The organism is Actinosynnema sp. ALI-1.44, assembly GCF_001984155.1.
Lineage (GTDB): Bacteria > Actinomycetota > Actinomycetes > Mycobacteriales > Pseudonocardiaceae > Kibdelosporangium.
Genome location: NZ_MTQO01000047.1, coordinates 206,122 through 232,897, shown reverse-complemented (window position 1 = coordinate 232,897; position 26,776 = coordinate 206,122). Strand labels below are relative to the sequence as shown.

The 26,776-nt window shown below is 68.2% G+C and carries 25 protein-coding genes and 1 pseudogene; 13 read left to right on the top strand and 13 right to left on the bottom strand.

From position 1 onward, the window contains the following. The first annotated feature begins 101 nt into the window (after positions 1 to 101). Entirely contained in the window at positions 102 to 587 is a 486-nt protein-coding gene (locus ALI144C_RS26175) for a MarR family winged helix-turn-helix transcriptional regulator (RefSeq protein WP_076989813.1), read from the top strand. Between the two features lie 70 nt (positions 588 to 657). Here ALI144C_RS26175 and ALI144C_RS26170 read toward each other — a convergent pair whose 3' ends face one another. The 3 genes from ALI144C_RS26170 to ALI144C_RS54645 form a co-directional block, all read right to left on the bottom strand. Beyond that, the gene (locus ALI144C_RS26170) at positions 658 to 3,459 is read right to left on the bottom strand and encodes a vitamin B12-dependent ribonucleotide reductase (protein ID WP_076989812.1); all 2,802 of its coding nucleotides are present in this window, start codon (positions 3,457 to 3,459) and stop codon (positions 658 to 660) included. Between the two features lie 119 nt (positions 3,460 to 3,578). Next, positions 3,579 to 4,049, bottom strand: a complete 471-nt coding sequence (gene nrdR, locus ALI144C_RS26165) for a transcriptional regulator NrdR (RefSeq protein ID WP_076989811.1) — start codon at positions 4,047 to 4,049, stop codon at positions 3,579 to 3,581. A gap of 616 nt (positions 4,050 to 4,665) precedes the next feature. Then, complete coding sequence (locus ALI144C_RS54645) at positions 4,666 to 5,157, bottom strand: LysM peptidoglycan-binding domain-containing protein (protein ID WP_143230873.1); 492 nt, start codon at positions 5,155 to 5,157, stop codon at positions 4,666 to 4,668. 277 nt (positions 5,158 to 5,434) lie between these two features. On the opposite strand from ALI144C_RS54645, the gene lexA reads away from it, so the two are divergent. Beyond that, positions 5,435 to 6,073, top strand: a complete 639-nt coding sequence (lexA, locus tag ALI144C_RS26155) for a transcriptional repressor LexA (protein ID WP_225955367.1) — start codon at positions 5,435 to 5,437, stop codon at positions 6,071 to 6,073. Positions 6,074 to 6,096: 23 nt separating this feature from the next. Here lexA and ALI144C_RS26150 read toward each other — a convergent pair whose 3' ends face one another. Both ALI144C_RS26150 and hflX read right to left on the bottom strand, forming a co-directional pair. Next, a complete protein-coding gene (locus ALI144C_RS26150; RefSeq protein WP_441297574.1) occupies positions 6,097 to 7,143 on the bottom strand; it encodes a hypothetical protein in 1,047 nt (348 codons plus the stop codon). 11 nt (positions 7,144 to 7,154) lie between these two features. Further along, positions 7,155 to 8,576 (bottom strand): GTPase HflX, encoded by a 1,422-nt coding sequence (gene hflX / locus ALI144C_RS26145; RefSeq protein WP_076989810.1) that lies wholly within the window; start codon positions 8,574 to 8,576, stop codon positions 7,155 to 7,157. 164 nt (positions 8,577 to 8,740) lie between these two features. On the opposite strand from hflX, the gene ALI144C_RS26140 reads away from it, so the two are divergent. Then, the gene (locus ALI144C_RS26140) at positions 8,741 to 10,009 is read left to right on the top strand and encodes an MFS transporter (protein ID WP_237774315.1); all 1,269 of its coding nucleotides are present in this window, start codon (positions 8,741 to 8,743) and stop codon (positions 10,007 to 10,009) included. On the opposite strand, the gene dapF is transcribed toward ALI144C_RS26140, so the two are convergent. The 3 genes from dapF to ALI144C_RS26125 are packed head-to-tail and all read right to left on the bottom strand — an operon-like array spanning position 9,942 to position 12,389. Continuing rightward, positions 9,942 to 10,778 (bottom strand): diaminopimelate epimerase, encoded by an 837-nt coding sequence (dapF, locus tag ALI144C_RS26135; protein ID WP_143230872.1) that lies wholly within the window; start codon positions 10,776 to 10,778, stop codon positions 9,942 to 9,944. The two genes, ALI144C_RS26140 and dapF, sit on opposite strands and share 68 nt — an antisense overlap. A gap of 10 nt (positions 10,779 to 10,788) precedes the next feature. After that, entirely contained in the window at positions 10,789 to 11,691 is a 903-nt protein-coding gene (miaA, locus tag ALI144C_RS26130) for a tRNA (adenosine(37)-N6)-dimethylallyltransferase MiaA (RefSeq protein ID WP_076989807.1), read from the bottom strand. Continuing rightward, positions 11,688 to 12,389: a hypothetical protein gene (locus ALI144C_RS26125; RefSeq protein ID WP_076989806.1), complete on the bottom strand. Its 702-nt coding sequence runs from the start codon at positions 12,387 to 12,389 to the stop codon at positions 11,688 to 11,690. The genes miaA and ALI144C_RS26125 overlap by 4 nt, the downstream gene beginning before the upstream one ends. A 179-nt stretch (positions 12,390 to 12,568) precedes the next feature. On the opposite strand from ALI144C_RS26125, the gene ALI144C_RS26120 reads away from it, so the two are divergent. The 9 genes and pseudogenes from ALI144C_RS26120 to ALI144C_RS26080 all read left to right on the top strand — a co-directional run bounded on the left by ALI144C_RS26120 (position 12,569) and on the right by ALI144C_RS26080 (position 19,774). Then, positions 12,569 to 13,918, top strand: a complete 1,350-nt coding sequence (locus ALI144C_RS26120) for a DUF349 domain-containing protein (RefSeq protein ID WP_083753387.1) — start codon at positions 12,569 to 12,571, stop codon at positions 13,916 to 13,918. 62 nt (positions 13,919 to 13,980) lie between these two features. Then, entirely contained in the window at positions 13,981 to 15,375 is a 1,395-nt protein-coding gene (locus ALI144C_RS54640; RefSeq protein ID WP_143230871.1) for a plasmid pRiA4b ORF-3 family protein, read from the top strand. A 255-nt stretch (positions 15,376 to 15,630) separates the two neighbouring features. Continuing rightward, positions 15,631 to 15,873, top strand: coding sequence for a helix-turn-helix domain-containing protein (locus ALI144C_RS26110; RefSeq protein WP_143230870.1), 243 nt, complete (start codon positions 15,631 to 15,633; stop codon positions 15,871 to 15,873). Positions 15,874 to 15,958: 85 nt separating this feature from the next. Beyond that, positions 15,959 to 16,469 (top strand): annotated as a pseudogene (locus ALI144C_RS59155) (DUF5753 domain-containing protein). Next, the gene (locus ALI144C_RS26100; RefSeq protein ID WP_076989803.1) at positions 16,466 to 16,672 is read left to right on the top strand and encodes a DUF397 domain-containing protein; all 207 of its coding nucleotides are present in this window, start codon (positions 16,466 to 16,468) and stop codon (positions 16,670 to 16,672) included. The pseudogene ALI144C_RS59155 and the gene ALI144C_RS26100 overlap by 4 nt, the downstream one beginning before the upstream one ends. Before the next feature lie 89 nt (positions 16,673 to 16,761). After that, complete coding sequence (locus tag ALI144C_RS26095) at positions 16,762 to 17,214, top strand: hypothetical protein (protein WP_143230868.1); 453 nt, start codon at positions 16,762 to 16,764, stop codon at positions 17,212 to 17,214. A 3-nt stretch (positions 17,215 to 17,217) separates the two neighbouring features. Then, a complete protein-coding gene (locus ALI144C_RS26090) occupies positions 17,218 to 17,823 on the top strand; it encodes a DUF3558 domain-containing protein (RefSeq protein ID WP_076989801.1) in 606 nt (201 codons plus the stop codon). Positions 17,824 to 17,825: 2 nt separating this feature from the next. After that, positions 17,826 to 19,001: a hypothetical protein gene (locus tag ALI144C_RS26085; RefSeq protein WP_076989800.1), complete on the top strand. Its 1,176-nt coding sequence runs from the start codon at positions 17,826 to 17,828 to the stop codon at positions 18,999 to 19,001. A 5-nt stretch (positions 19,002 to 19,006) separates the two neighbouring features. Next, the gene (locus ALI144C_RS26080) at positions 19,007 to 19,774 is read left to right on the top strand and encodes an ESX secretion-associated protein EspG (RefSeq protein ID WP_330359611.1); all 768 of its coding nucleotides are present in this window, start codon (positions 19,007 to 19,009) and stop codon (positions 19,772 to 19,774) included. A 67-nt stretch (positions 19,775 to 19,841) separates the two neighbouring features. On the opposite strand, the gene ALI144C_RS26075 is transcribed toward ALI144C_RS26080, so the two are convergent. The 4 genes from ALI144C_RS26075 to miaB all read right to left on the bottom strand — a co-directional run bounded on the left by ALI144C_RS26075 (position 19,842) and on the right by miaB (position 24,433). Then, positions 19,842 to 21,860, bottom strand: a complete 2,019-nt coding sequence (locus tag ALI144C_RS26075) for a M6 family metalloprotease domain-containing protein (protein ID WP_237774314.1) — start codon at positions 21,858 to 21,860, stop codon at positions 19,842 to 19,844. 130 nt (positions 21,861 to 21,990) lie between these two features. Further along, the gene (locus ALI144C_RS26070) at positions 21,991 to 22,434 is read right to left on the bottom strand and encodes a hypothetical protein (RefSeq protein ID WP_076989797.1); all 444 of its coding nucleotides are present in this window, start codon (positions 22,432 to 22,434) and stop codon (positions 21,991 to 21,993) included. Positions 22,435 to 22,460: 26 nt separating this feature from the next. Further along, a complete protein-coding gene (locus ALI144C_RS26065; RefSeq protein WP_076989796.1) occupies positions 22,461 to 22,955 on the bottom strand; it encodes an Rv2732c family membrane protein in 495 nt (164 codons plus the stop codon). Beyond that, positions 22,952 to 24,433, bottom strand: a complete 1,482-nt coding sequence (miaB, locus tag ALI144C_RS26060; protein ID WP_076989795.1) for a tRNA (N6-isopentenyl adenosine(37)-C2)-methylthiotransferase MiaB — start codon at positions 24,431 to 24,433, stop codon at positions 22,952 to 22,954. The genes ALI144C_RS26065 and miaB overlap by 4 nt, the downstream gene beginning before the upstream one ends. A 39-nt stretch (positions 24,434 to 24,472) precedes the next feature. On the opposite strand from miaB, the gene ALI144C_RS26055 reads away from it, so the two are divergent. Next, positions 24,473 to 25,381 (top strand): TAXI family TRAP transporter solute-binding subunit, encoded by a 909-nt coding sequence (locus tag ALI144C_RS26055; RefSeq protein WP_143230866.1) that lies wholly within the window; start codon positions 24,473 to 24,475, stop codon positions 25,379 to 25,381. On the opposite strand, the gene ALI144C_RS26050 is transcribed toward ALI144C_RS26055, so the two are convergent. Then, positions 25,378 to 26,775 carry a sensor histidine kinase gene (locus tag ALI144C_RS26050; RefSeq protein WP_076989794.1) on the bottom strand — a complete coding sequence of 466 codons (1,398 nt, stop codon included), beginning with the start codon at positions 26,773 to 26,775 and terminating at the stop codon, positions 25,378 to 25,380. The two genes, ALI144C_RS26055 and ALI144C_RS26050, sit on opposite strands and share 4 nt — an antisense overlap. Position 26,776 lies beyond the last annotated feature (1 nt).

Genomic DNA, 26,776 nt, shown 5'->3' with positions numbered 1-26,776 from the left:
AGTTCCTGCGCCACAAAGTATCTGCGTGACACAGTGTTTGCGCCGCGCAGATTACCGCTGTTAGCGTGCCCACCACAAGAGCCAGGACGAGAGGACCCCGGATGGACAGCGACCCAGCCCCCATCGACACGGCCCCCATCGACACGGCGGCCAACCGGGTCCTGGCCGCCCTGCCGGACTGGGGAAACGTCACCTCCCAGCTCAACGCCGAGATCGCCAAACGGATGGGCGTCACCCTCAGCGACCTGGACGCCCTGCACACGCTCAACAAGCTCGGACCGGCCACCGCGGCCACCCTGGCCACACACGTCGGGCTGACGTCGGGCTCGGTGTCACGCATGATCGACAGGCTGGACGACGCGGGCTGCGTCAACCGGGTCCAGGACCCCCACGACCGACGCCGCGTGCTGATCGAGCCGACCGCCGAGGGCCTCACCCGCCTGCAGGCCTACTACACGGAACTCGCCGCGTGCACCCGTGACGACCTCGCCGACTTCACCGACACGGAACTCGCCGCGGTACTGCGTTTCATCCACATGGTCAGCGAGAACACCACCACGACACTCGCCCTGCTGCGCAAGGCCTGACACGCGCCCTGTGCCCGCGCAGCAAAAAACGGGGTGCCCCGGCCGGGCACCCCGTTCTCAGTCGAGGCTGTCAGCTGCAGCCGGAGGTGGAGCCGCAGCCCTCACAGACGTAGCAGGAGCCGGCGGGACGCATCTTCGTGCCGCAGGTCATGCACAGCGGGGCGTCGGCGACGGTGCCGAGTTGCAGCTCGAGCAATTCGGTCGAGCTGTGTGCCTTCTCGATCTCCGCCTTCGGCTGCGGGGCCGCCGCCGTGGCGGACTCCACCGTCGAGCGCATGCCCTCCAGGTCCACATCGGACGAGCCGTAGTCGCTGTTGACCTGCGCCGAACGCTCGGACGCTGTGTAGATGCCCAGCTGGGCGCGCTTCTCCAGCGGCAGGTAGTCCAGCGCCAGCCTGCGGAACAGGTAGTCCAGCACGCTGGTGGCGATCCGGACGTCCGGGTCGTCGGTCATGCCGGCGGGCTCGAAACGCAGGTTCTGGAACTTCGAGACGTAGAACTCCAGCGGGATCCCGTACTGCAGACCCACCGAGATCGACATCGAGAACGCGTCCATCACGCCTGCCAGCGTCGAACCCTGCTTGCCCAGCTTGACGAAGATCTCACCGAGGCCGTCGTCGGGGTACGAACCCGCGTGCAGGTAGCCCTCCGCGCCACCGACGGTGAACGAGACCGTCTGCGACGGGCGCTTCTTCGGCAGGCGCTTGCGGACCGGCCGGTACTCGACGACCGTCTCCTTCTCCGCGTCCTTCTCGCCCTTGGCACCCTTGCCCGCGGACAGCGGCTGGCCGACCTTGCAGTTGTCGCGGTAGATCGCCAGCGCCTTCAGGCCCAGCTTCCAGCCCTGGAAGTAGATCTCCTCGACGTCCTCGATCGTCGCCGCCTCCGGCATGTTCACCGTCTTGGAGATCGCACCCGAGATGAACGGCTGCACCGCGGCCATCATCCGGACGTGCCCCATCGGTGCGATCGAGCGCTCGCCCATCGCGCAGTCGAACACCTCGTAGTGCTCGCGGCGCAGGCCCGGCGCGTCGACGACGTGCCCGTGCTCGGAGACGTACTCGACGATCGCCTCGATCTGCTCCTGCTGGTAGCCAAGGGACTTCAGCGCGCGCGGCACCGTCTGGTTGACGATCTGCATCGAGCCGCCGCCGACCAGCTTCTTGAACTTCACCAGCGCGAGGTCCGGCTCGATGCCGGTGGTGTCGCAGTCCATCATCAGGCCGATGGTGCCGGTCGGCGCGAGCACGGACGCCTGCGCGTTGCGCCAGCCGTCCTTGACACCGATCTCCAGGCCACGGCGCCATTCCTCGCCCGCGATGCGCTGGATCGTGGTGTCGTCCTCGGCCAGGGTGCGGATCAGGTCGTTGGCCGCGGCGTGCTTGCGGATCACGCGGATGTGCGGCTCGGCGTTGCGGGCGTAGCCGTCGTACGGGCCGACGACACCGGCGAGCTCGGCGGAACGGCGGTACGCGACGGCGTTCATCAGCGAGGTGATGGACGCGGCGAGCGCACGGCCGCCTTCGGAGTCGTACGCGTGCGCGGTCGCCATCAGCAGCGCGCCGAGGTTGGCGTACCCGATGCCCAGCTGGCGGAACTTGCGGGTGGTGTCCGCGATCGGCTCGGTCGGGAAGTCCGCGAAGCAGATCGAGATGTCCATCGCGGTGATGACGAACTCGACGGCCTTGACGAAGGTCTGCGCGTCGAACGTGCCGTCCTCACGCAGGAACTTCATCAGGTTCAGTGACGCGAGGTTGCAGCTGGAGTTGTCCAGGTGCATGTACTCGCTGCACGGGTTCGACGCGGTGATCCGGCCCGACTCGGGGCAGGTGTGCCAGTCGTTGATCGTGCTGTCGTACTGGATGCCCGGGTCCGCGCACTCCCACGCGGCCTTGGCCAGCTTGCGGAACAGACCCTTGGCGCCGACCTCTTCGATGACGTCGTTCGTGCCGCGGGCCCGCAGGGCGAACTGGCCGTCGTTCTCCACCGCGTGCATGAACTCGTCGGACACGCGGATCGAGTTGTTGGCGTTCTGGTACTGGACCGAGGTGATGTCCTTGCCGCCGAGGTCCATGTCGAAGCCCGCGTCACGCAGGACACGGATCTTGGCTTCTTCCTTGGCCTTGGTCTCGATGAACTCCTCGACGTCCGGGTGGTCCACGTCGAGCACGACCATCTTGGCCGCGCGGCGGGTCGCGCCACCGGACTTGATCGTCCCCGCGGACGCGTCGGCACCGCGCATGAACGACACCGGGCCCGACGCGGTGCCGCCGGAGGACAGCAGCTCCTTGGACGAACGGATCCGGGAGAGGTTCAGTCCCGCGCCGGAACCGCCCTTGAAGATCAGCCCCTCTTCCTTGTACCAGTTGAGGATCGACTCCATGGTGTCGTCGACGGCGAGGATGAAGCACGCTGAGACTTGCTGGGGTGACGCGGTGCCGACGTTGAACCAGACCGGCGAGTTGAAGCTGAAGACCTGGTGCAGCAGCATGTGGGTGAGCTCGTGCTCGAAGATCTCGGCGTCCTTCGGCGTGGCGAAGTACTCGTGCTCCACACCGGCGGCCACGTACTTCTTCACCACACGGTCGATCAGCTGGCGCAGGCTGCTCTCCCTGACCTGGGAGCCGACCGCGCCGCGGAAGTACTTGCTGGTGACGATGTTGACCGCGTTGACCGACCAGGAGTCGGGGAACTCGACGCCGCGCTGCTCGAAGTTCACCGACCCGTCACGCCAGTTGGTCATCACCACATCGCGGTGTTCCCACGTGACCGCGTCGTACGGGTGCACTCCCTCGGTCGTGAAGACCCGTTCCATCCGCAGGCCTTTGACCTGCTGATCTCCCCCGGCGGGAACGCCAACCGTCTCCGTCATGACCAGTCCCTCTCCCTCAACACTCGCGATAACTGGCGCGGCCACGGCCGGGGTTCCCGTCCGATCCGGTCCGAGCGATTTCTTCTTCGTAGTCCTGTTCTTCGGCCGGGCCCGGCGACTCACTCGCCCGCCTCCGACCGCTTGGCGATCGCTTCCTTCAGGTCCGCGATCTCCTTCTCGAAGTCCTCAACGGACGTGAACGAGCGGTACACGCTGGCGAACCGCAGGTAGGCGACCTCGTCGAGCTCACGCAGCGGCCCGAGGATGGCGAGGCCGACCTCGTGGCTGGGGATCTCGGCGGCGCCCGCGGACCGGATCGTCTCCTCGACCCGGTGCGCCAGCTGCTGCAGCGCGTCTTCGTCGACCGGCCTGCCCTGGCACGCGCGCTGGACGCCGCGGACGACCTTGTCGCGGCTGAACGGCTCGGTCACGCCGGAGCGCTTGACCACGGCCAGCACAGCCTCTTCGACTGTCGTGAACCTGCGGCCGCAGCTCGAGCACGACCGCCTGCGCCGGATCACCTGTCCCTCGTCGACCTCACGCGAGTCGACGACCCGAGAGTCGGAGTGCCGGCAGAACGGGCACCTCATCGCTCTCCCCCCTTCTCACTGACAGTGACCTGGCAACACCCGTGCGTCACCGCAACAGCCTGGCTGGTGATCGACTTGTGGATGGAGCGTGGACAACCCGTCCGACTCCAGCCCCAACCTGTGGACTAAATACAGCGGTGTAACTACTAGATGTTGGGGTGACAGTATGCCCGAGGCCTACCCGATGCAAGTCGACACGGCGTGTCTCCCCCGGTCGGGGAGTCGGAGTGGCGAGCACCACACTCGGAGTGGACACGAACTCCGCAATCAGCCGTTCGAGGGAACCTCAGGACGAGCGGCCGCCCACGGTGCGCGCACACGTTAGGACACCCGCGCGGCGATCCACTTGGCGGGTGGGGGTGCGCGCGAGGCGCGAGCACAGAGGTGGTGTCGATCTCTCGCGGACGCGGTCCGACCGTGGTTCCGCTCGTTCCCGCGGCCGGGGGCACGCGGCGGGAATACGACGGTGAGGCCCGTCGGCGAGGTCAACCGGAGCCAACGCGCGGTCGACCCTCTCCCGGTCGACCGTCGGCGCGACTTTCATGAGGACATCAACAGACGTCGACGCGACGTCCATGGGGCACAGACACGCGGCGCGGCGGCGCGCCTGGCGTAGTCAGGGCGCGGACGGGACCTGCAGGGCCTGTCCGGCGAGGACGGTGTTGCCGGGGATCTCGTTGAGTTCGTGGATCCGGGCGATCACGGCCTCGGTGTTGTAGCCGGGCGCCGATCGCTCGGCCACGTCCCACAAAGTCTCGCCCGGCTGCACCCACACGACCGCCGTGCGGTCGGGGACCACGTCCGCCGTCAGCGCGCCCGCGAGGCTGCCGAAGCCCAGCACCGCGAGGAACATCCCGAGCCCGATGAGGATGGCGGCCGCGACCCGCCTGCGGCGCCGGATCGCCGGGGTGCAGGCGGCCACACGGGAATGCGAGGGCCTGCGCCGCTCGGCCCGGCGGGGCGCCTTGGGCTCGGCGACGCGCGTCCGCCCGGGACTCCTCGCCGGCGTGGGCTCCTCGACCTCCGGCAACGGCGGCACCAGGTGGAGCACCGGCCGGGGGGTGTCCAGCTGCGACAGGTCGATCTTGGTGCGTACCGGGGCCGCCATGTCGTATCCTCCTCGCACGACTTTCGGATCGAACATCGGTTCGATCGAACGTTCGTGCGAATGTGTACCACCAACCACCGACAAAAATCGAGATCCGCTCGGCGTGTCCCTCGAACAGGTGTTTGATCTCCTGGTCGAAGCGGACTACGGTCGGTGAAGATGATCGAGCTCGCCCACAGGTGGGCGAGGATTTTTGGAGGCGGAAGCGGTGCCGCAGCGCAGCAAGACACCAGAGCAGGGCGACAACGTCCGTCCCTTCCCGGAACAGTCCGAGGACCTGGATTCGGGCACCCTGCCGCCGCGGCAGCGCGCGGTGCTCGAGGTCATCAGAGCCTGGGTGGAACGCGTCGGCTACCCACCGAGCGTGCGCGAGATAGGCGAGGCGGTCGGCCTCACGTCCACCTCTTCGGTGGCGTACCAGCTCAAGGCCCTTGAGCGGAAGGGCTACCTGCGCCGGGACCACAACCGGCCGCGGGCGATCGGCGTGCTGCCGCCGGACGCGGACGCGGCCCAGTTGGCCGGCGACGACACCCCGGCGCCCACGCCCGCGTACGTCCCGGTGCTCGGCCGGATCGCCGCCGGTGGCCCGATCCTGGCCGAACAGGCCGTCGAGGACGTCTTCCCGCTGCCGAAGGAGATCGTCGGCGAGGGCTCGCTGTTCCTGCTGAAGGTCGCGGGCGACTCGATGATCGACGCGGCGATCGCCGACGACGACTGGGTCGTGGTGCGCCAGCAGTCGGTCGCGGACAACGGCGAGATCGTCGCGGCGATGATCGACGGCGAGGCCACCGTCAAGACGTACAAGCTGCGCGACGGGCACGTCTGGCTGCTGCCGCAGAACGAGGCGTACGACCCGATCCCCGGCGATGAGGCCACGATCCTCGGGAAGGTCGTCGCGGTCCTGCGGCGGCTGTAGCCCGGCTTGGTGGTCACGACCACTTAGCGGGAGGTTCCTTTGCGGCCCAGGTAGGCCAGGCCGCCCAGCACCACGGCCATGCCGATCACGACGGCCAGCCACGTGGGGAACCCGGAGTCCTCAGTGGCTGGTGCGGCGTTGGTGTCTCCCGCCGCACCGGCGGAATTCCCCGGCTTGGCGCCTGGTTTGGGGTCCGCCGACACCATGCCGGTCGCACCTGCGATGGCCCTGATCGGCTGGCCGACGCCCTCCGAGCCGGTCAGCAAAGTGCCGTCCGGCTCGAACGCGATGGTCTCGCCTTGTGGTTCGTTGGGCAGCGGAACGCGTACGGGTTCACGGCTGAGCGCCGCGACGATGTCACCGTCCGGGGCGCTGTAGAGATAGGCGTCTGTGTACGTCCGGAGCGCCACGACTTTCCCGTCGTGGCTGACCGCGCCGCCCGTCACCAGGATCGAGCCGATGGCGCGCGGAATCTGGGTCGGACCGCCGGGCGTGTCGGTGCTCTTGAAGTCGACCGAGGCCACTTTGGCCAGTTTCACCGGGCCAGGGCTCTGCAGCGGGCCTTCCGGCCGGTAGACCTGGGCCGCGCCGAACGGCTCCTTGGTGACCAGGTGCGGCACGCCCTTCTGGTCCATCAGCAATGCTTCCGCGTCGTGCTGGCCGTCCGGATAGGACAAGCGGTACAACGTCGTCTTGCCGTCCGGCGTCAACGCGTGCAACGCGACCGTGTCGCGCTTCTTGCCGTTGTCCCCGGTGTCCGCGAGCCAGAGCGTGCCGTCCTTGGTTCGCGCCATGTCCTCGACGTCGAACGGGTCGGTCTTGTTTGTGATGGTGCGCTCGAGCTTGCAGTCCTTGGACAGCACGAAGACGGTCAGCTTGGTGCCGCCGTCGTTGGTCGCGTACATCTTGGAGCCGTCCGACGCGAGGCCGGACAGCTCCCCGATGTTCTTGTTGTTGAGCACGCAGCGCTCAACCGGGTCCGCCGCGTGTGCCGCCGTGACCGGGGAGAGCGCCACGGCCAGAGCCAAGGCGCCTCCCCACGCCAAAGCCCTCCGTACACCGATCACCATCAGTAGACGCGTCAGGCGGGGGCGCCGTTGCTTGCGAACTGGCCCAATGCCCCGGCCAGGTCACCGTTCACCCTCGCGTGCAGCTGGGTCCCATCCGGGGTGTGACGCTCAGCGAGCACTTCACCCTCCCGGTGGACCCTGGCCACGAGCTCGCCCCGGGCGTACGGCACCAGCACATCGACCTCGACGTCCGGCCTCGGCAACGCCGTGGCCAGGTGCTCACGCAGCTCGTCGAGCCCGGTGCCCTTGTGCGCCGAGACGAACAGCGCACCGGGCAGCAGGTGACGCAGCCGCGCCAACTGCAGCTCGTCCGCCGCGTCGATCTTGTTCACCACCAGGATCTCCGGTGGCATCGTGGTGTCGTTGCGCTCGACGATCTCGTTGAGCACCTCGCGCACCGCGTTGACCTGCCACTCCGGGTTGTCGTCCGAGCCGTCGACCACGTGCACCAGCAGATCCGCGTCGGCGACCTCGTCCAAGGTGGACCGGAACGCCTCGATCAACTGGTGCGGCAGGTGCCGCACGAACCCGACCGTGTCGGTCAGCGTGTACGTACGCCCGTCCGGGGTCTGGGACCGCCGCGTGGTCGCGTCCAGCGTGGCGAACAACGCGTCCTCGACCAGCACGCCCGCGCCGGTGATGGCGTTGAGCAGGCTGGACTTGCCCGCGTTGGTGTAGCCCGCGATGGCGACGCTCGGCACCTCGTTGGCCACCCGGCGGCCGCGCTTGGTCTCCCGCACGGCCGACATCGCCGCGATCTCCCGCCGGAGCTTGGAGATCTTGGCGCGGATGCGCCGCCGGTCGGTTTCCAGCTTGGTCTCACCGGGGCCACGCAGACCCACACCGCCGTTGCCGCCGCCCGCACGGCCACCAGCCTGCCGGGACAGCGACTCACCCCAGCCGCGCAGTCGCGGCAACAGGTACTGCAGCTGGGCCAGCTCGACCTGGGCCTTGCCCTCCTTCGACCGCGCGTGCTGCGCGAAGATGTCGAGGATGAGCGCGGTCCGGTCGATCACCTTGACCTTGAGGCGCGCCTCGAGCTGGCGGAGCTGACCGGGTGAGAGCTCACCGTCGCAGATCACCGTGTCCGCGCCGGTCGCCAGCACGGTCTGGAAGATCTCGTCGACCTTGCCGGAACCGACGTAGGTGGCCGGGTCCGGCCGGTCACGCCGCTGGATGAGCCCTTCGAGGACCTCGGACCCGGCCGTCTCGGCCAGCCGCGACAGCTCGGTGAGCGACGCGTCGGCCTGCTCCGCCGTGCCCTCGGTCCACACCCCGACAAGAACCACCCGTTCGAGTCGCAGTTGGCGGTACTCGACCTCGGTGATGTCGGAAAGCTCGGTGGACAGCCCGGCCACTCGACGTAGCGCGGAACGGTCCTCGAGCTCCAAATCCCCCGTCGAGACCAGTTCTTCCGCGTAGTCTTCCGTCATTGAGTAAGCCCTGTCCTTACCTGTAGTAGCTATGTTGCCCGTCCATGGTCGCACGTGCGGTGGAATCCGCCGACTGGTTATCGTTCCTGCCGCGGCACCTCTTACAACGCCGCGAACCCCCCGATTCGTTCCCAACGCGGCGCCGGGTGCGGCAAGGTGGGCGGGTGTCCTTATTCCGCCACCACGACTTCCGCCAGCTCTGGGCCAGCGACACCATCAGCCAGTTCGGCACGTTCATCGGTCAGACGGTGCTGCCCCTCGTCGCCGTGACCGTTCTCGGCGCGACACCGTTCGAGATGGGCGTGCTCACGGCCGCCGAGACGGCCGCGTTCCTGCTGATCGGCCTGCCCGCTGGGGTCTGGGTGGACCGGATGCGGCGGCGGACGTTGATGATGCGGGCGGACGTGGCGCGGGCGGCGCTGATGCTCAGCATCCCCGTGGCGTGGTGGGCCGGGGTCCTGACGTTGCCGCACATGATCGTCGTGGGCCTGCTGGTCGGCGTGTGCACGGTGTTCTTCGACGTGTCGTACCAGTCGTACCTGCCGACGCTGGTCAACCGGGACCAACTGCTGGACGGCAACTCGAAACTGCAGGCCAGCCAGCAGGTGGCGCTGATCTCCGGCCCCGCGGCGGGCGGCGGGCTCGCGGCACTGGTCGGCGCGGCGAACTCGACCGCGGCCGTCGGCTTCGGCTTCGTGGCGTCCTGGCTGTTCCTGCTGCGGATCAAGAAGGTCGAGCCGCGGCCGGTGCGCGAACCGGGGCGCAAGCTGCGCACCGAGGTGCTGGAGGGCCTGAAGTTCGTCTTCCACAACAAGATGCTGCGGGCGATCGCGCTGGCCGGGACCACGGCGGGGTTCTTCTTCCAGATGGAGACCGCCGCGATGGTGCTGTTCCTCGCCAAGGACCTGCACCTGAGCAGTGCTCAAGTCGGGCTCGTGCTCGCGGTCGGCGGTGTCAGCGGCGCGCTGGGCGCGGTCACCGCGAACTGGTGGTACCGCAGGATCGGCAACGCCCGCGCGATCTGGGTGTCGCTGGTGGCCATCGCGCCGTTCGAGCTGTTGATCCCGTTGGCCTACCCGGGGTGGACCGTGTGGCTGACGGTCATAGGCATGCTCGGTGTCGGTTACGGCGTCACCGTGCACAACATCGCACAGGTCAGTTTCCGCCAGTCGATCTGCCCGGACCGGCTGCTCGGCCGGATGAACGCCAGCATGCGGTTCATGATCTGGGGGGCGTTCCCGCTCGGCTCACTGGCGGGCGGCGTGCTCGGTGAGCTGATCAGCGTGCGTGGCGCGCTGTGGGTCGCCGCCGTCGGGTTGGCGCTGTGCTCGCTGCCGCTGATCTTCTCGCCGATCCGGACGACGGTCAGGACGCCGAGTCCCACCACCGCGGATCCAGCTGTCCACGGGCAACCAGCACCGCAGGGCCAGTGAGCGTGCTGCCGTCCTCGGTGATCTCGACACGGACCCTGCCACCGAGCACATCCACATAGGACGCTCCGGTCGGCTCGTTCACCATGTGCAGCAACGCGGCCACCGCGGCGACCGTGCCCGTCCCGCACGACCGGGTCTCGCCGACCCCGCGCTCGTGCACGCGCATCTGGATCGCGTCCGGGCCCTTGCGGCGGAACAGCTCCACGTTCACGCCGTGCGGGAACAACACCGGGTCGTGGCCCGGCGGCACGGTCAGGTCCAGGTCCGCCGGGTCGCTGTCGATCAGGCACGCCAGGTGCGGGTTGCCGACGTCGATCGCGACACCCGGGTACGCCTCGCCGGACACGGTCGCCTGTGATCGGCCGAACACCCGCGCCGGTCCCATGTGGAGGGTCACGGACCCGTCCTCGTGCGTGCGCACCGGCTTCGCCCCGGACCGCGTGCCGACGACGAAGTCACCCGCGTCGACCAGACCGGCGTCGACGAGGTAGGCCGCGAACAGGCGCAGGCCGTTGCCGCACATCTCCGCGATCGACCCGTCGGCGTTGCGGTAGTCCATGAACCAACCCTCAGGGTCCACATCAGACGGCGCGTTCTCGACCGCGGCGCCTTTGACCACCCGGAGCACGCCGTCCGCGCCGATACCGCGGTTGCGGTCGCAGAGCGCACGGACACGCGCCGCGGTCAGGTCCAGGGTGCCGTCGAGGTCCGGCAACACCACGAAGTCGTTCTCGGTGCCGTGTCCCTTGAGGAATTCGATGTCCCGCACCTGTCCCAGGTTACGGGGTCACCAGCCGGAGCACTTCGTCCAGTAGGTTCGCGGCGCCCGCGTCCAGCCAGGTGATCCGCTTGTCACGCCGGAACCACGACCGCTGCCTGCGCACGAACCGCCGGTGGCCCTGCGCGGTCAGTGCTGTGGCCTCGGCGAGGTCGTACTCGCCGTCGAACGACGCGAGGACCTGCTGGTAGCCGAGTGCACGAGAAGCCGTCAGACCGTCGCGGAGACCGGCTCGCTCCAGGTCGCGGACCTCGTCGACGAATCCCGCGGCGAACATCCGCCGCACCCGGTCGTCGATGCGGGCGTCCAGCAGGTCCGGCTCGCGGTCCAGCCCGACCATGACCGTGCCGTACCGGGCGGGGCCGGGTTTGGGCATGGTCGCGGAGAACGGGCGACCGGTCAGCTCGATCACTTCGAGCGCGCGGACCAGGCGTCGGCCGTTGCTCGGCAGGATCGCGGCCGCGGCGATCGGGTCGCGCGTGGCGAGCCGTTCGTGCAGCAACGGCGCGCCGACGCGGGCCAGTTCGGATTCCAGCCGCGCCCGGATGCCCGCGTCGGTGCCGGGGAACTCCAGTTCGTCCACGACAGCCTGGACGTACAGCCCGGAGCCGCCGACCAGGATCGGCACCTTGCCCGCCGCCTGGATCTCTTCCACGGCTCGCCGGGCGTGCCGCTGGTACGCGGCCACCGAGGCCGTCTCGGTCACGTCGAGCACGTCGAGCAGGTGGTGCGGCACGGCCTCGCGTTCGGCTCGGGTCACCTTCGCGGTGCCGATGTCCATGCCGCGGTAGAGCTGGGACGCGTCAGCGTTGACCACCTCGCCGCCGAGTCGTTCGGCCAGCGCGATCCCCAGGTCGGATTTGCCCGTCGCGGTGGGGCCGACGACGGCGATGGGAGTGGTCACAGCTCGACAGGCTCCCAGACAGCCACATGGTAGGCGACGCCGAAGGGCACCATCAGCTCGCTGGTGACGCACTGCCACTCCCCCGGCAGCCCGCCGAGGACCTGCCACGCGGCCCTGCCCTCCGCACCGAGCTCGGCCGCCAAGGCAGGGTCGATCGCCAGCAGCGCGGCCTGGTCGGCGTCGCTGAGGGCTTTCTGGACGGTGTTGTCGAAGTCGCCCGCGCGCTCGTCGGGGCGGCCGGGAGCCCGCTCACCGTGCCTCGAGGAGCCGTCACCGAGCACGAGCAGTCCAATTGGATCGTCCGGGCTGTCCGCGAGGCGTCCGCCCAGCGCACGGCACTGTTCGCTCGTCGCATCCGGTGGGACCAACTGGACGCTCACACCGCGTACACCTGCTTGCTCTCGCAACCATCCTGCTATCAACGCGGGTAATGGCAGATCCGGGTCGAAGTCACCCTCCGTGTCCTCGCTCAGCCGGACCGCGACGTCCACCCCGAACCCGCGGAACGTGCCGACGGCATCGCCGGGGACCTCGCCGAACCCCGGCGCCACCGCTATCCACCTGCGGGAACTCGCCGCCAGTGCACGGGCGGCGGCCACGCACGAGCGGCGCAGCGCGGCGACTTCCGCCACATCCGCGACGACCAGTTCGGGCACCAGAAGAGGTGGATACGGCACGACAGCGGCGCGGACGATCACGCTGTGAGACGTTACTAGGATGGCCCGGACTGAGCCTGGTGGTTCCGACTCGGGCGTTGACCTGTTTGAATGCGCGCGGAACCTGTCGCCTCGGCGAGCGGGATTCCAGGTTGCTGGGCCCCGGCGAACGACGGGGCGCCCGTGGGAGGCGCGGGCACGCAGGCGAGGAGGAGCCGGCGATGACGGACAGGGAAACAACCCAGAGCACGGACGTGGCTGAGGTCGAGGCACCGGAGGTGGCTGTGGCTGAGCCGGCCCCCACGGCCGAGCCGGCAGCCACGGAGCTCACGGCACCGGCGCCGGTTCCGGTGGCGTCCACCGACCCGAGCAGGTGGGGGCGGGTGGACGAGTCCGGCCAGGTCTTCGTGAAGACCGCGGACGGCGAGCGGTCGGTCGGCTCGTGGCAGGCGGGCGAACCCGCGGAGGGGCTCGCCCACTTCGCGCGGCGGTTCGACGACATCCGCACCGAGGTCGAACTGCTCGAGGCCAGGATCGTCTCCGGTGCCGGCGACCCGAAGCAGTCCTTGACGAGCGCGAAGCACATCAAGGAGAGCCTGGTCGACGCGGCGGTGGTCGGCGACCTCGCCGCGCTGGACGCGCGTGTCGAGTACGTCCTGGCGCACGCCAAGCAGGCCATCGAGGCCTCGAAGGTGGCCCGTGAGGCAGCACGGGCGGCGTCGGTGGCGCGCAAGCAGGAACTGGCCGAGGAAGCCGAGTCGATCGCGGCCGAGTCGACCCAGTGGAAAGCGGCGGGTGACCGGCTGCGGACGATCCTGGACGAGTGGAAGACCATCCGCGGCGTCGACAGGAAGACCGACGAGCAGCTGTGGCGGCGGTTCTCCAAGGCGCGGGACACCTTCAACCGCAGGCGCGGTTCGCACTTCGCGGACCTCGACCGGCAGCGCTCGACCGCCAAGGCCCGCAAGCAGGAACTGGTCGAGGAGGCCGAGCAGCTGTCGGACTCCGACGACTGGGGCGTGACGGCCGGTCGTTACAAGGCGCTGATGACCGAGTGGAAGGCGGCCGGGCGGGCGCCGAAGGACTCGGACGACGCGCTGTGGCAGCGGTTCCGCGCGGCGCAGGACAAGTTCTTCGCCCGCCGGTCGGCGGCGTTCAGCGAGCGCGACGCGGAGTTCACCGACAACGCGAAGGCCAAGGAAGAACTGCTGGTCGAGGCCGAGAAGATCACCACGTCGGACCTGGACGCGGCCCGGTCGCAGCTGCACCGCATCCAGGAGCGCTGGGAGTCGATCGGCAAGGTCCCGCGCGAGCGCGTGCGTGAGCTCGAAGGCCGACTGCGCGCGGTCGAGGAGAAGGTTCGCCAGGCGGCGGATCAGCAGTGGCGCCGCACCGACCCGGAGGCCCAGGCCCGCGCGGCCCAGTTCCGCGAGCGGGTCGAGGAGTTCGAGTCGAAGGCCGCCAAGGCCCGCGCGGCTGGCGACAACCGCCGTGCCGAGCAGGCCGAGGCCCAGGCGGCGCAGTGGCGTGAGTGGCTGGCCGCGGCCGAGCAGGCCGTCGCGACTCGGTAGTCACCTGTCGGACTGTCCGGCCCGGTCGACCGAGCCGGGCAGTCCGATGCGAGCATCTGAGGATGCAGCCCGAAGCCGATGTTCTGGCGCAGATGCGTGATCAGTTGGCCGCTGCGGGTGCGCCTGCCGAGGTCCTGGCGGTGTTCGACGATCCCGGCGGCGCCGAGCAGGTGCTGAACCGGCTGGTCGACCTCGGAGTTGTTCCCGCGGGGCCGGACGAAGCCATGGCCGGAATACTCGACCAGTGGGCGTTCACGACCCGGTCGAGCACCGATCCGCTTGACGTGGAACTGTTCGGCGTCGAGTTCGTCCACATGATGCGCGGCATGGTGTCCGACGCGGACGAACTGCCCGCCATGCTCACCGACCTCGCCATCCACGCGGAGCAGACCGCCGCCCCGGCCGCGTTGTCGCTGCTGCGGTTCCTGGCCCACCTTGGCCCTGCCGAGGTCCGTGACCACGCGGCCCAGGGCGCCGGTCGGATGGTCGCCGCTGGGCAGAAAGACCGGGCGTGGGCCGCGAAGCTCGGCAAGCCGAAGGTCGGGCCGTGTTTCGGTTACGGGAGCGTCGAAGCCGGTCAGGAGTCGATCGCGCTCACCTACACGTACGGGCGGACGTCCCATGCGCTGGTCGTGCTCATCGACCACGATCTCGGTGGTGGCCTGAAGGACTGCTTCCCGACCGACGAGCCGGGTGTCATCCGCGAGCAGTTCGAAGATCAGGCCGCCGCGCACGGTCTGCCTTTCCACGAGTACCAGCCGCACGAGGCGCACACGGCCATGACTCGGGCGTTGGTGGCGCCACTGTGTCCGGTGCAACCGGACCAGGTCGAAGACATGGACATGTACCTGGACCTGCTTCGCTCGCGAGTGGATCTCCTACCGTCGCAACCTTCCGCCGTGACCGCGAAGACCGCGCACAGGGTGAAGGTCACCTTGCGTGGCGCCAAACCGCCGATCTGGCGCAGGGTGGAGGTCCCGTCCGGGATGAGCCTGGCGGCGCTGCACGCGGTTGTCCAGGACGCTTTCGGCTGGCTCGACAGCCACATGTGGGTGTTCGAAACACCGCTCGGGCATTACGGAGTGCCGCACCCCGGAGTCGATTTCCACGATGCCGGGCGCGTGACACTCCAGGATGTCGCTCCCACTCCCGGCGACCGGCTGCGTTACACCTACGACTTCGGCGACAACTGGGAACACGACATCGTGGTCGAGGACATCTCGCCCGTGGCAGCGGATGTCCGCTATCCCCGTTGCCTGACAGGACGCCGAGCGTGCCCGCCGGAGGACTGTGGCGGGATCTGGGGTTACACGGCGCTCCAGGAGATCCTCGCCGACCCGGAACACGAGGACCACAAGCGCTCGCTGGAATGGCTCGACCTGGACTCGGCGGACGACTTCGATCCCGCACGCTTCGACCTCGCCGAGGTCAACCGCCGCCTGTCCAGCCGGGAGTGACCCAACCGGGCGTCCAGAGTGGAACACTGGCCGTCACGGACGTGCGGCACTCTCCCGCTGTTGCCTCAATCGACGCAACGCGTCGTCTGCCTTGTCCCGCAGGGCTTCGACTGCCTCGGGCTCGAAGATGATCCCCGAGTCATCAATCACTCCTCTGTGGAACCTGTTATTCGCAGGCCAAGTTAGGCACCGCGAAAGGTAACCATGCCTTATCGTCGCGCGAAAAACGTGACGAAAGGACGGACAGAAGTGCAGGTGACCTTCGGTCCTCAGGCGGCACGCAGAGTACTCCGGTACGAATTGGAGCGACTGTGCGCACAAGCCGGAAAGACCCACTTCGACGTCGGCGAACGACTGGGCACGTCCCGTGTGGCCTTCACGCACATGGTCACCGGCCGGAATCTGCCAGCCAAGCCCGCTCTGGAAATCCTGATGAGCTACTTCGGGAGTCCGGATCACATCCCGAGAATGCTCGAACTGCTTGCGTGGCGAAACTGAAGCCCGACCAGCAGAGTTCACTGCACCACGAGATCGAGACCTCGTCGTCGATAAACGACTTCGAACTGGCCGTCGGCTTGAAGCGGTGGCCACCGGCATCGAGGTCTTCGAGCCGTTCGCGATCAACGGATTGCTCCAGACCGAGGCCTACGCCCGCGAGCTCATCTCCTACCACGCGTCAATCACCCATGGAGTTGACATCCAGAGAAGCATGGCCCTGCGGATGCGTCGGCAGAATGTCGTCATCCGCGACGAAAGCCCTGCCGAACTGTGGTGTGTTGTCGAGGAACAAGTGCTGCGGCGGCCAGTCGGCGCTCCCGCAGTGATGGCTGAGCAACTCGACCACCTGCTGGACATGACCGGCCGTCCCCCACGACGTCGGCGTCCACTCAGCACTCAAAGGCGCGTTCTTCCTGCTCACGTTCGAAGACGACTGGCGAGTGGCGTACGAGGAGACCCAGCGGTCTGCTTACTACTACGACTCTCCCGCAGATGTGGAGGGCTATGGAAAGATAATGAATCACCTTCGACATCTGGCGCTCAATCCGAAGAAGTCAAGAGCGCTGATCAGCAAGATCATGAAGGAGACTGAGTGATCGACAACTGGCGTAAGGCAACAACCAGCGTGGATAACTCGACCTGCGTCGAGACTGGCTGGACGGAAGGCTTAGTCGGCTTCCGAGACACCAAGCAAGCCTCATTAACCGGTGACCAGCCAAAACTGGTGTTCAGCAAGGACGCTGCACGTACATTCCTCACAATGATCAAGTCCCCCGATCGGGCGAACGGGAACCTTTGATCCACCATCTCCGTCTCATGAACCGGCGGCAGTGGACCACTGAATATTGGTACGCTTCCACGGTTGGCGACCATCATGGGGAGTGAGCGGTGGCTGAGGAATTGCGACCTGGGCAAACAGGCCCTGCGCAAGAACAGATCGACAACGAGGTGGCAGCGGCGCAATTCGGCCAAGCCATCGCTAGCATGTTCGGCAGCGAATACAACCACCAATCGGGTGGCGGCGGCACGGGCGGCCACTATGAGTTCACCAGCCTCACCGAACTCGACGCCATCATCACCGAACTCAAGACTCTGGCCGATGGCATTGCGCGGGATGGTCGCAGGTTGTACAGCGCGATGGGACTGATCGCAGCACCCGCTGACGACGTTATGAGCGCGCTGCAGATCAACGCCACAGTTACGTCGATAAGCGCAGCTCGACTGCACAACCACCAGATGCTTAGAGCGGCGGATGCGGAGATCGCGAAACTGCAAGCCGCCCGAACAGCGTATGCGCAGGTCGAAGACAACAACACCCAGAGCTTCCAGATGGGAGGCTGACCAGTGCGCGGATCGCTGGCACGGACACTGCTCGTCGTCGGCGCGATAGGTAGCGTGGTATCGGGCTGCACGACCACAGTGGCGGGCACAGCCAACCCGGTGGCTGTCGCCAACACGAGCAGCGTGCCCAACGACTCTGAGGCCCCCCGTGTGACCACACCATTGGATGGCGCACCGTTCGCCACCAAACCATGCAGTGTTCTCACGCCCGCCCAGCTTCAGGCTCTGAACTTCCCATCAGGCACATCTGACACCACCAGCGCCGTCGCCAGATTTGGCGTTCCTGGATGTGACTGGGTGAACAGCGACACTCGAGAGGGGCTCATAGCCGGGTTCCTGGTAGGCAACAAGAACGGATTGTCCGACACCTATCGTGGTAGAGCCCGGTGGGCACCGGGGTATTTCGAACCGACCGAGGTGGACGGCTACCCGGCGGTCTTCAACGATTTGGTCGACTCCCGACCACAGGGCGAATGCGGCATCACAGTCGGTATTTCCGACACACTGGCGTTCACCCTGTTGGTGCAGAGCACGCTGGGTGCGAAGTCGTGTGACCGGGTCAAACAGGTGGCGTCGTTGGTGATCCAGACGATCAAGTCGGGAGGCTGATCATGTTCCTGTCCGGTCAGGAGATCTACGAGAACTTCACCAACGGCCCCGGCCCCGAGTACATGCTCAACGGTGCGGGTGTCGTCGCCGAGGTCGTACGCACGTATGACCAGCGCTGCGACCAGATCAAGAGCCTGCTCGGCAAGATGGACGCTGTCTGGAAGGGCGACGCCGCTGGTGCGGCACACCGTGGCGTCGGACCGTTGGCTGTCGAACACGCGCTCGCCGCTCCGGCGATGGACACTATGCGCGACCTGGTGGACCGTCAGGCCGGGTCGTTCATCGATGCCAGGAACTCCGTTGTCCCGGTGCCGCCAGCTCCCGAGAAGGTCGACCCGCTGGCGGCGTTTCTGAGACCTGGCGATTTCGTCACCTATCAGCAGCAACTCAGCGACCACAACACGGCGACCCAACGCAACGTGGACGTGATGCGCGGATATGAAGGCGCGTCGACCTACAACATGAACATGCCGCGGACGTACGGGTCGATCACTGCCGACCAGTCCGAGATCCGCGTCGCGCAGTCCGCCGCTCCCCCGCCCCCCTCTGCTCCGAGTCCTGGTGATCGGCCGAGTCCGCGAAAACCGAAACAAGGCGTCTCCCGGCCACCTGCTGGCATTGGTGAGCGGCCCGGTATCAGCCCGCCAGGCGCTGACGCTCCGGGCAACGGGCCTGGCAACACCGGCCCCGCAACGCCTCCGTCGCGGTCGAGCCCAGAGCCGGGAACGACACCCGGTGGCTACAGGTCTCCGATTCCGCCGCCTGGGCTCGGGACGAGCACCGACCCCGGAAGTGGGACAGGTGCTACCAGGTTTCCCGACACCACGAGCGGCGTCCCGGCCGCAGGTGCGGCCTCGCCCGCGCGCGGCGGAGTCCCGGGTGTGACCGCTGGCGTTCCTGGCAGAGCCGGACCAGGTGGCAGGCCGGGCTTAGGCGGGCCTGGGGCTGGTATGGGCTCCGTGGGTGGTCCTGGTACCGCCGCTGAGGCAGCGGCTGCGCGAAACGCGCCAGCAGCACGAACCACAGCGGTTGGCACGCCGATGAGCGCGGTTCCCGCCGGGCGAGGCCGGGACAGCGAGGACGAGGACCGTCAGCGTGCGTCCTTCCTCGAGGAACCTGATCCGGAAGCGGTCTTCGGAACCGACGAGCCGACCGCGCCGCCCGTGATCGGCGGCTGACCGCGGTGTTGTGGCCCCGCCCGGTACGGGTGGCATTGGACACGCTCACGCGAGTGGTCCGCATCGAGAAAATCGGCGAGCTGCCGGAAGTTCTGCTGGCGGCGGCCGGATGGCAGCCGGAAGCCGACGACCGCGCACTGGATGGACACGCACGCGGCGAATGCGCTCGGCTCGGGTGGCTCGATCACCGCGGCAACCTGGACGTCGACGTGGCTTCGGCATTGCGGGTGCTCTGCATGGCCAGCACCGAGGTCTACGGCTGGATCACGGCCGACCGGACCACGACAGCGGTACTCGCCTGTTCGACGAGGCGGCAGGCGCTGCTCGCCATCCGGCACGACCCATGGGTGTCACTGCGCTCGATCAAACCGGGAGCACTCACGCGCACAGCCGTCGCCCTGGCTCCGAATGTTCCTGCCGGGGAAGGCAAACCCATACATGTCAGGCGATCCGACGCGCTGGCGTTCGACGGCGGCCACCCGCGCGCCCACGGTGGAGTGGCTGTGCGGCCGGTCCCGCTGGAGGTGCGGCGGCTGACGCGGATCGCGGGCCTGCAACGAACCGGCGCGGGCGAATTCCACGTGGCGATCCGGGACTCGATCGGCCGCCGACTGTCGAGTGCGGACCCGATCGGCTATGTCGACACCGCCGCGGGCCGCTATGTCACGGTCGTCGAAACCGTCGACGGCGAGGCCGCGATGCTGCTCGCACCGACCAGTCATCGCGACCTCGTCACACGTCTGGAGAAAGCACTGGCCTCACTGAGCACATGAGACACTGCGCCGCCCGGCACCGGTCATGGGTGGCCAGTGGCTGCACCAGCCACCCACGAGCGTTCCGTCAGTGCAGCGGCGGAATCGTGTTCAGCACACTCAGCTGGCACTTGGCCGTGCTGGTCGCACTGGGGTTGCTCTCCGACTTCGCCGTGAGCGTCACCGTAGCGGCAGGCATGCCACCCGTGCCGCGAACGGCGTTGACGGGGACGTTCACAGTCGTACCGGCCTTGGCGGTCACGACCTCCGACGGCAGTTGCACGGTCCAGCCGTTGCCCGCCACCGTCGCCGACAGGCGGTAGACGTCGGAGTCCACGTAGGACGTCACGTCCTCCGGGTGTCCGTTGGTGAAGGGCTTCACCTGGCCGGTGTTGCGCAGCGGGAACTGGCATGTGGCCACTTCCGCGGGCACGCGACCGACCGGGTTGCCCTGGCCGACGGAGACACCGCGCAGGTGCGGGCCCTGGCCGTCCAGCGACCGCACAGCCAGCTTGTAGCTCAGCACTCCCTTGGCATCACGGACGATGTCGATGATGTAGAAGTGCAGCCGGTTGGCCGTGTCCACGTACTCGTACTTCGTGCCCGACCCGGTTCCGGCGTGGAACAGGGCGTCCGACAGCTGGCGGTAGTCGCCGATGGTCTGGTACTGCTTCGTCCCGTTCGGACGGACGAAGTCGACCGTCTTGATGTCCTCCGGGTGCGAGTCGACGACCCACACGAACGGAGTCGCGTCGGCGTTCTTGGTCTTCGACAGCAGCACGCCCGAGTCCGGCGTGAACGAGTCGTAGCCGACCCGGTCGACCACCTCGACGGTGTAGTTGTTGAAGCTCCCCCCGTCGCACAACGGATCCGTGGACGTGTTGCACGTCGGCGAGTTGTCGCGGTTCATCGTGATGTTGGCTCCGGTCAGCCCGGTCCGGCCGACCGGCCCCATCGGGACGGCGCGCGCGGTCACGTTCATCACGACGACGCCTGATGTGGCAAGGGCTTCCCGCGAGAGCCGCAGGATGTTGGCCTCGTCGACGATGTTCAGCTTCATCTTGTCGCGCAACGTGTGCTGCACGCCCGCTGAACCGCCTTGTGTGGCAGGGATTTCATAACGCGTGTGTGGTCCACCGGGTCCGTTGAACGTGCCGCGGTCAAGCATGCTCCACGGCCCCGCCCCGGCACGGCGTTGTGGTGTGCCGTAGGGGTTGTTGTAGTTGTCGGCGATGCCGAAGACGTGGCTCAGCTCGTGCGAGAAGACACCGAGGCCCGAGCTTTCGGCTTGCGTGGTGCTCTTGCCCAAGGCGTTCGGCCAATGGTTGGCAGCGGCCTGCCAGGACGTCCACGGCACGTAACGGGTCTTGGCGCAGCGCGGCTTCGCCGGGTCCGGTCCGCCGAACTCCGGCGGGATCGACTCGCAGCTGGCGAACTTCATCTCGCCGAACTCCTGCCACGTCGACGACTCGTCGTTGCCCGCGGTCTGGTAGAAGATCACGTCGTACTTGCCCTCGATGCCCGAACCCTGCTCAGCACGCCACGCGCCGCCGAGGTCGGTGCGCAGGTTGCGGTTGCAGCGGTCACCGGCCGGGCAGCTGCCCGCGGCCTGGTCCCACTCGTTGAAGCCGTATTCGTGCTTCTTGCCCGGCAGCCGGTACACCCCGAACGCGTCGAGCGTGACGCCGATGCGACCGTTGGACACCTCCATCCAGTAGCCGTGCATCGTCAGGCCGTGGTTGATCTCCTGCGGCTTGTTCAGGAAGTCCCGGTAGAACGCGGCCACCTGCTTCGGGTCGAGCTTGAGGTCCGAGCGGGGGTTGGCGTAGATGTCGCTGTTGCGGGGGCGGGTGATGGCGAACTGCTCGTTGGGGTAGTCGCCGAGCACGAGCGCGGCCTTGATCGTGCGCACGGAACCCTTGCGACCCGGGTCGGACCAGTCGATGTCGGGGACCTTGCGCAGGTCCTGCCACGTCATCGCGTCCGGGTTCTCCCAGTTCTGCGGGTCGATCGGGGCCAGCACCTGCGCTGTGGTCGGCCAGGGCCTGCCGGGGGCGGCGTACACGGGCCCAGCGGCCAAGGCGAGCCCTAACCCGGTGACAATCATTAACGAAAGCAAACGACGGCCAGGTGGGGACATGGCGTTCCTTCCGGGAGGAAGAGGCGGAAAAGCCTGTCCCGCGAGCGTATGAGCGCCTGGTGAGATCGATCAATCGGCCGAAAGTCGGCCTGTTCGGCTACCCGGCCGCCGCGGCCAGCCCGGAGCGGTACCAATCCGGCATGTACGCCTCGGCACGCGGGAAGCGCTCCTGCTCGAGAGCGAACTCCGCGGGCGGCGGGAACGACTCGAAATCCGGCTGGTTGCGCCAGTTGTACTGGATCGAGTACCGCGACGGCGGGAGGACCCTGTACCGCGCGGAGAACCAGGTCCCTTCGTCCTGGCGGTACATCCCGCCCCGCAGCCGCTGGAACTCGCGCAGCGCCTCGACCGGCGGGTCCCACAGGGTGAACTCGTTGTTGTGACCGAGCACGCCAACCGCGATGTCGATGTTCCGGCCGACCACCCGGTAGTCGATCATCAGCTCGTGCCAGCCGGGCGCGAGCGCGGCGACCATCATGCCGGTGATCTCGTCGAGCAGGTCGTTCTGCTGGACAGGGTCAAGCTGAGGCCATCCGGCCATGGTGCGTGGTCCCCTGGTTCGTCGTGTCACTCAGCGACGGGCTGAGCGTTCCGGTCCACCTGGACGTCCGGCCGCGACCACGCGGTCCGGAACCAGCACGTGGCGATCACGATCATCGCCACACCGGCGATGACCAGCCCGATGCCCGGCGACGCGTCCGGAGTCGACTGCCGCGACCAGATCGCGAGCATGCCGTCGACCGACGCGAACCAGCCGCCGATCGCGCACACCCACGTCAACGCCCACAGCCGCGTGACCAGCGCCAACATCGACGCCAGCACCCCGAAGCCCGCCGAGGTCGCGGCGAACAGCCTCGGCACCACCCCGGCCTTGCCCTCCACGTGGCCGAGCAGCACCTGCCAGCCGTTCGCGCCGTCGATCCACGGCAGCACCAGCCCGACCAGCAGCACGAGCACCGCTGCCGAGATCACGATCGCCCTCGCGCCCAGGTCGACGGTGCGAATCGCCTTGCGCTCGACCGCGTTGATCTGGTCGCGCAGGTGGTGGTCGACGTCCGTCATCGAACCGCACATCCTTCTTCGCTCGTGGCCATGACCGGCGGGGCGCCGAAGCCGGGCAGCCCGAGGCTGATCCCGTTCGTCTTCGGCCGCAGCCCGGCCTCGGAGTTGTCACCGGCGCGGGTGCGCCTGTGGCTGACCAGCGGACCGTCGGCGACGAGGTGGTGCGGCGCGCCGTACGTCACGGTCGCCTCGACCACGTCGCCCGGCCGGACAGCCGCGTCCCCCGGCGTGAAGTGCACCAGCCGCCCGTCCCGCGCGCGACCGCTCATCCGGCGGGTGTCGGCGTCCTTGCGGCCCTCGCCCGCGGACACGAGGACCTCGAGCGTCCTGCCGACGAGTTCCTTGTTCAACTCCCAGGAGATCTCCTCCTGCAGCGCCACCAGCCGGTCGTAGCGCTCCTGGACGACCTGCTTGGGCACCTGGTCGGCCATCTCGGCGGCGGGCGTGCCGGGGCGGATGGAGTACTGGAACGTGAACGCCCCCATGAACCGCGCCTGGCGGACGACGTCGAGCGTCGCCTGGAAGTCCTCCTCGGTCTCCCCGGGGAAGCCGACGATGATGTCGGTGGTCAGCGCCGCGTCCGGCATGGCCGCGCGGACCTTCTCGATGATCCCGAGATAACGCTCGGAGCGGTACGAACGGCGCATCGCCTTGAGCACCCGGTCCGAGCCCGACTGCAGCGGCATGTGCAGCTGGTGGCAGACGTTCGGGGTCTCGGCCATGGCGGCGATCACGTCGTCGGTGAAGTCCTTCGGGTGCGGCGAGGTGAACCGGACCCGCTCGAGGCCCTCGATGCCGCCGCAGGCCCGCAGCAGCTTGCCGAACGCCAGCCGGTCGCCGAACTCCACACCGTAGGAGTTGACGTTCTGGCCGAGCAGCGTCACCTCGAGCACACCCTCGTCGACCAGCGCCTGGACCTCGGCGAGGACCTCACCGGGGCGGCGGTCCTTCTCCTTGCCGCGCAACGACGGGACGATGCAGAACGTGCAGGTGTTGTTGCAGCCGACCGAGATCGACACCCAGCCGGAGTACGCCGAGTCGCGGCGCGCGGGCAGCGACGACGGGAAGACCTCCAGGGCCTCGAGGATCTCGACCTGCGCCTCGTCGTTGTGCCGGGCACGTTCGAGCAACGTGGGCAGCGAGCCGATGTTGTGGGTACCGAACACCACGTCCACCCACGGCGCGCGCTTGACGATCTCGCCCTTGTCCTTCTGCGCGAGACAGCCGCCGACCGCGATCTGCATGCCCGGGTGCGCCTTCTTCTTCGGCAGCAGGTGCCCGAGGTTGCCGTACAGCTTGTTGTCCGCGTTCTCGCGGACCGCGCAGGTGTTGAGGACCATCAGGTCAGGCGTCTGGTCGCCGGACGCGGCGGTGTACCCGGCGTCCTCGAGCAGGCCCGCCAGCCGTTCGGAATCGTGCACGTTCATCTGGCAGCCGAACGTGCGCACGGTGTATGTCCTCGAAACGCCACTGCTCACTCGAACAGGGTAGACCGGCCGTCTGGCACCATCGTGTCTGTGTCCCGGAAGCTCATCACGCTGCTCACGGTCCTGCTGGTGCTGACCGGCTGCACCAGCGTGACCGAGAGCCTCAAGCTGACGATCGCGACCGGCTTCCCCGGCGGCGTCTACAACAAGCTCGGCAACGCGCTGGCCACGGAGTGGGCCAGGCAGACGGGCATGTCGAGGCCGGTCGTCCTGTCGTCGGAGGGGTCGCCGGACAACATCAACCGGCTGACGAACGGCCAGGCCGACATCGCGTTCAGCGCGGCCGACGCGGCCAGCGACAGCCGCAACGAGCGATTCAGTGCGCTCGCCCGCGTCTACGACGACTACCTGCACATCGTCGTGCGGGCGGACTCGCCGATCAAGGCGATCTCCGACCTGACCGGCAAGCGGGTCGCGATCGGCGCGGCGAACTCCGGCGTCAAGAAGATCGCCGACCGGGTGTTCGACATCACCGGCGTGGTCGCCGAGCGGCGCGAGATGGGCCTGCAGCAGTCGGCCGACGCGCTGCGCCGCGGCGAGATCGACGCCTTCTTCTGGTCCGGTGGCCTGCCGACCGACGAGATCGTGCAGCTCGGCAGGGCCGAACAGATCCGGCTGCTCGACATGAACGAGCTGATGAGCACGATCCGCAAACGCTTCCGTTACTACGGCACCGCGACCATCCCGCTGTCGATGTACCGGCTGGCCAACACCGTCCCGGTGACGACGTTGACCGTGCCGAACCTGCTGATGGTCACCGACCGGCTGTCCCCCGACGCGGCCAAGGCGCTCACCCAGGGCATCTTCACCGCACAGAAGGAGCTGGCCGCGGTCACCAGAGCGGCGAACTCGATCGACATCCGCTCAGCGGTGGAGACCCAGCCGATCCCGCTGCACCCCGGCGCCCGCGAGTACTACCGCGACGAGAAGAACCTCTAACTCTGGTCGGCCGCGAGCAGTTCGAGCACGACACGCAGGCCGCCGCCGTCGGGCAGCTCGAGGCGTACGGTGCCGCCCGCGCGTTCCACGAGCCTGCGGGTGATCGCCAGGCCGAGCCCCGAACCGGTGACGTTCTGGTGCGCCGAGCTGCGCCAGAACCGGTCGGTGGCCCGGTCCAGCTCGTCGGGCCGCAGACCCGGGCCGTGATCGCGGACCGAAATGGACACCCGGTCACCCGCCGCCGCGATGTCCACATCGACCGATGTGCCTTCCGCGGTGAACTTCAACGCGTTGTCCAGCAGGGCGTCCAGCATCGCCTCGACACTGCGCGGCGGCGCGCTCGCGTACACCTGATCGGCCGACGTGGTCAGGTTGAGCCGGACCGTGCGGAAGTCGGCGACCGCCTCCCAGTCGGTCATCCGCGTCGCCACCGTGGCGACCACGTCCACCGGGACGAGCTCACTGCCCATCCCCTCGGCGCGGGCCATCGCCAGCAGGTCGTCGACGATCTGGCTGAGCCGGTCGGTCTCGGCCATCGCGGCGACGTGGTGCTCGGCCTCCTCCTCGTCGACGTGTCCCTCCAAATTGCCCAGTCGCAACCGCAACGCGGTCAACGGGTTGCGCAACTGGTGTGAAGCGTCGGCGACGAAGGCCCGTTGCGCGGCAAGGGTGTCGCTGACGCTCGCGGCCATCTGGTCGAAGGATCGACTCAGGTGGCGCAGTTCCGCGGGACCGTGCCCGTCGTCGACCGGCGGCACCTGCCTGCCGCTCATCACGGCGGCGACCAGCGAGCCGGTCGCCTGGTCCAGCCGCCGCACCGGCCGCAGCGTCCAGCCGACCAGCGGCAACGCCACCAGGACCGCGAGACCGAGCGCCAGCGCTCCGCCGACCAGGATGACCGCCCACCAGAACGCCACCCGGCCGCGAGCGGGCCCGGTCGGCGAACGCGTGATCACCGCGCCCTGGACCTCGCCGTCGACCAGCACCGGTTCGGCGATCACCAGCGGCGCGGTGTTCCACGGCAGCAGCAGCGACGCCGGCTCGGGGTGCTTGCCGCTCAACGCGTCGTCCAGCGCCTGCGTGACGTCACCGGCCTGGAACGGCGGCTGCTCGCCCGGCACCGACGTCGCCACGGGGACCCGGTCGCGGTTGAACACCACCGCGTCGATGTCGTAGGTGACGTGGAAGCTGATCAACTCGTCCTGGAGCGCCTCCGCCTCCTGGTCGAGCAGCGGCCGCTGCGCCAGCGAGGCGTAGCGGCTCGTGTCGGTGAGCCGGTCGAGGAACAGGTCCTGCTGCTCGCGCTGCGCCACACTCAGCGCGAGCGGCACGCCGAGGCCGACGACGAGCAGCGCGACCAGCGCCAGCACGATCCCGAGCAACCGGACGCGCATC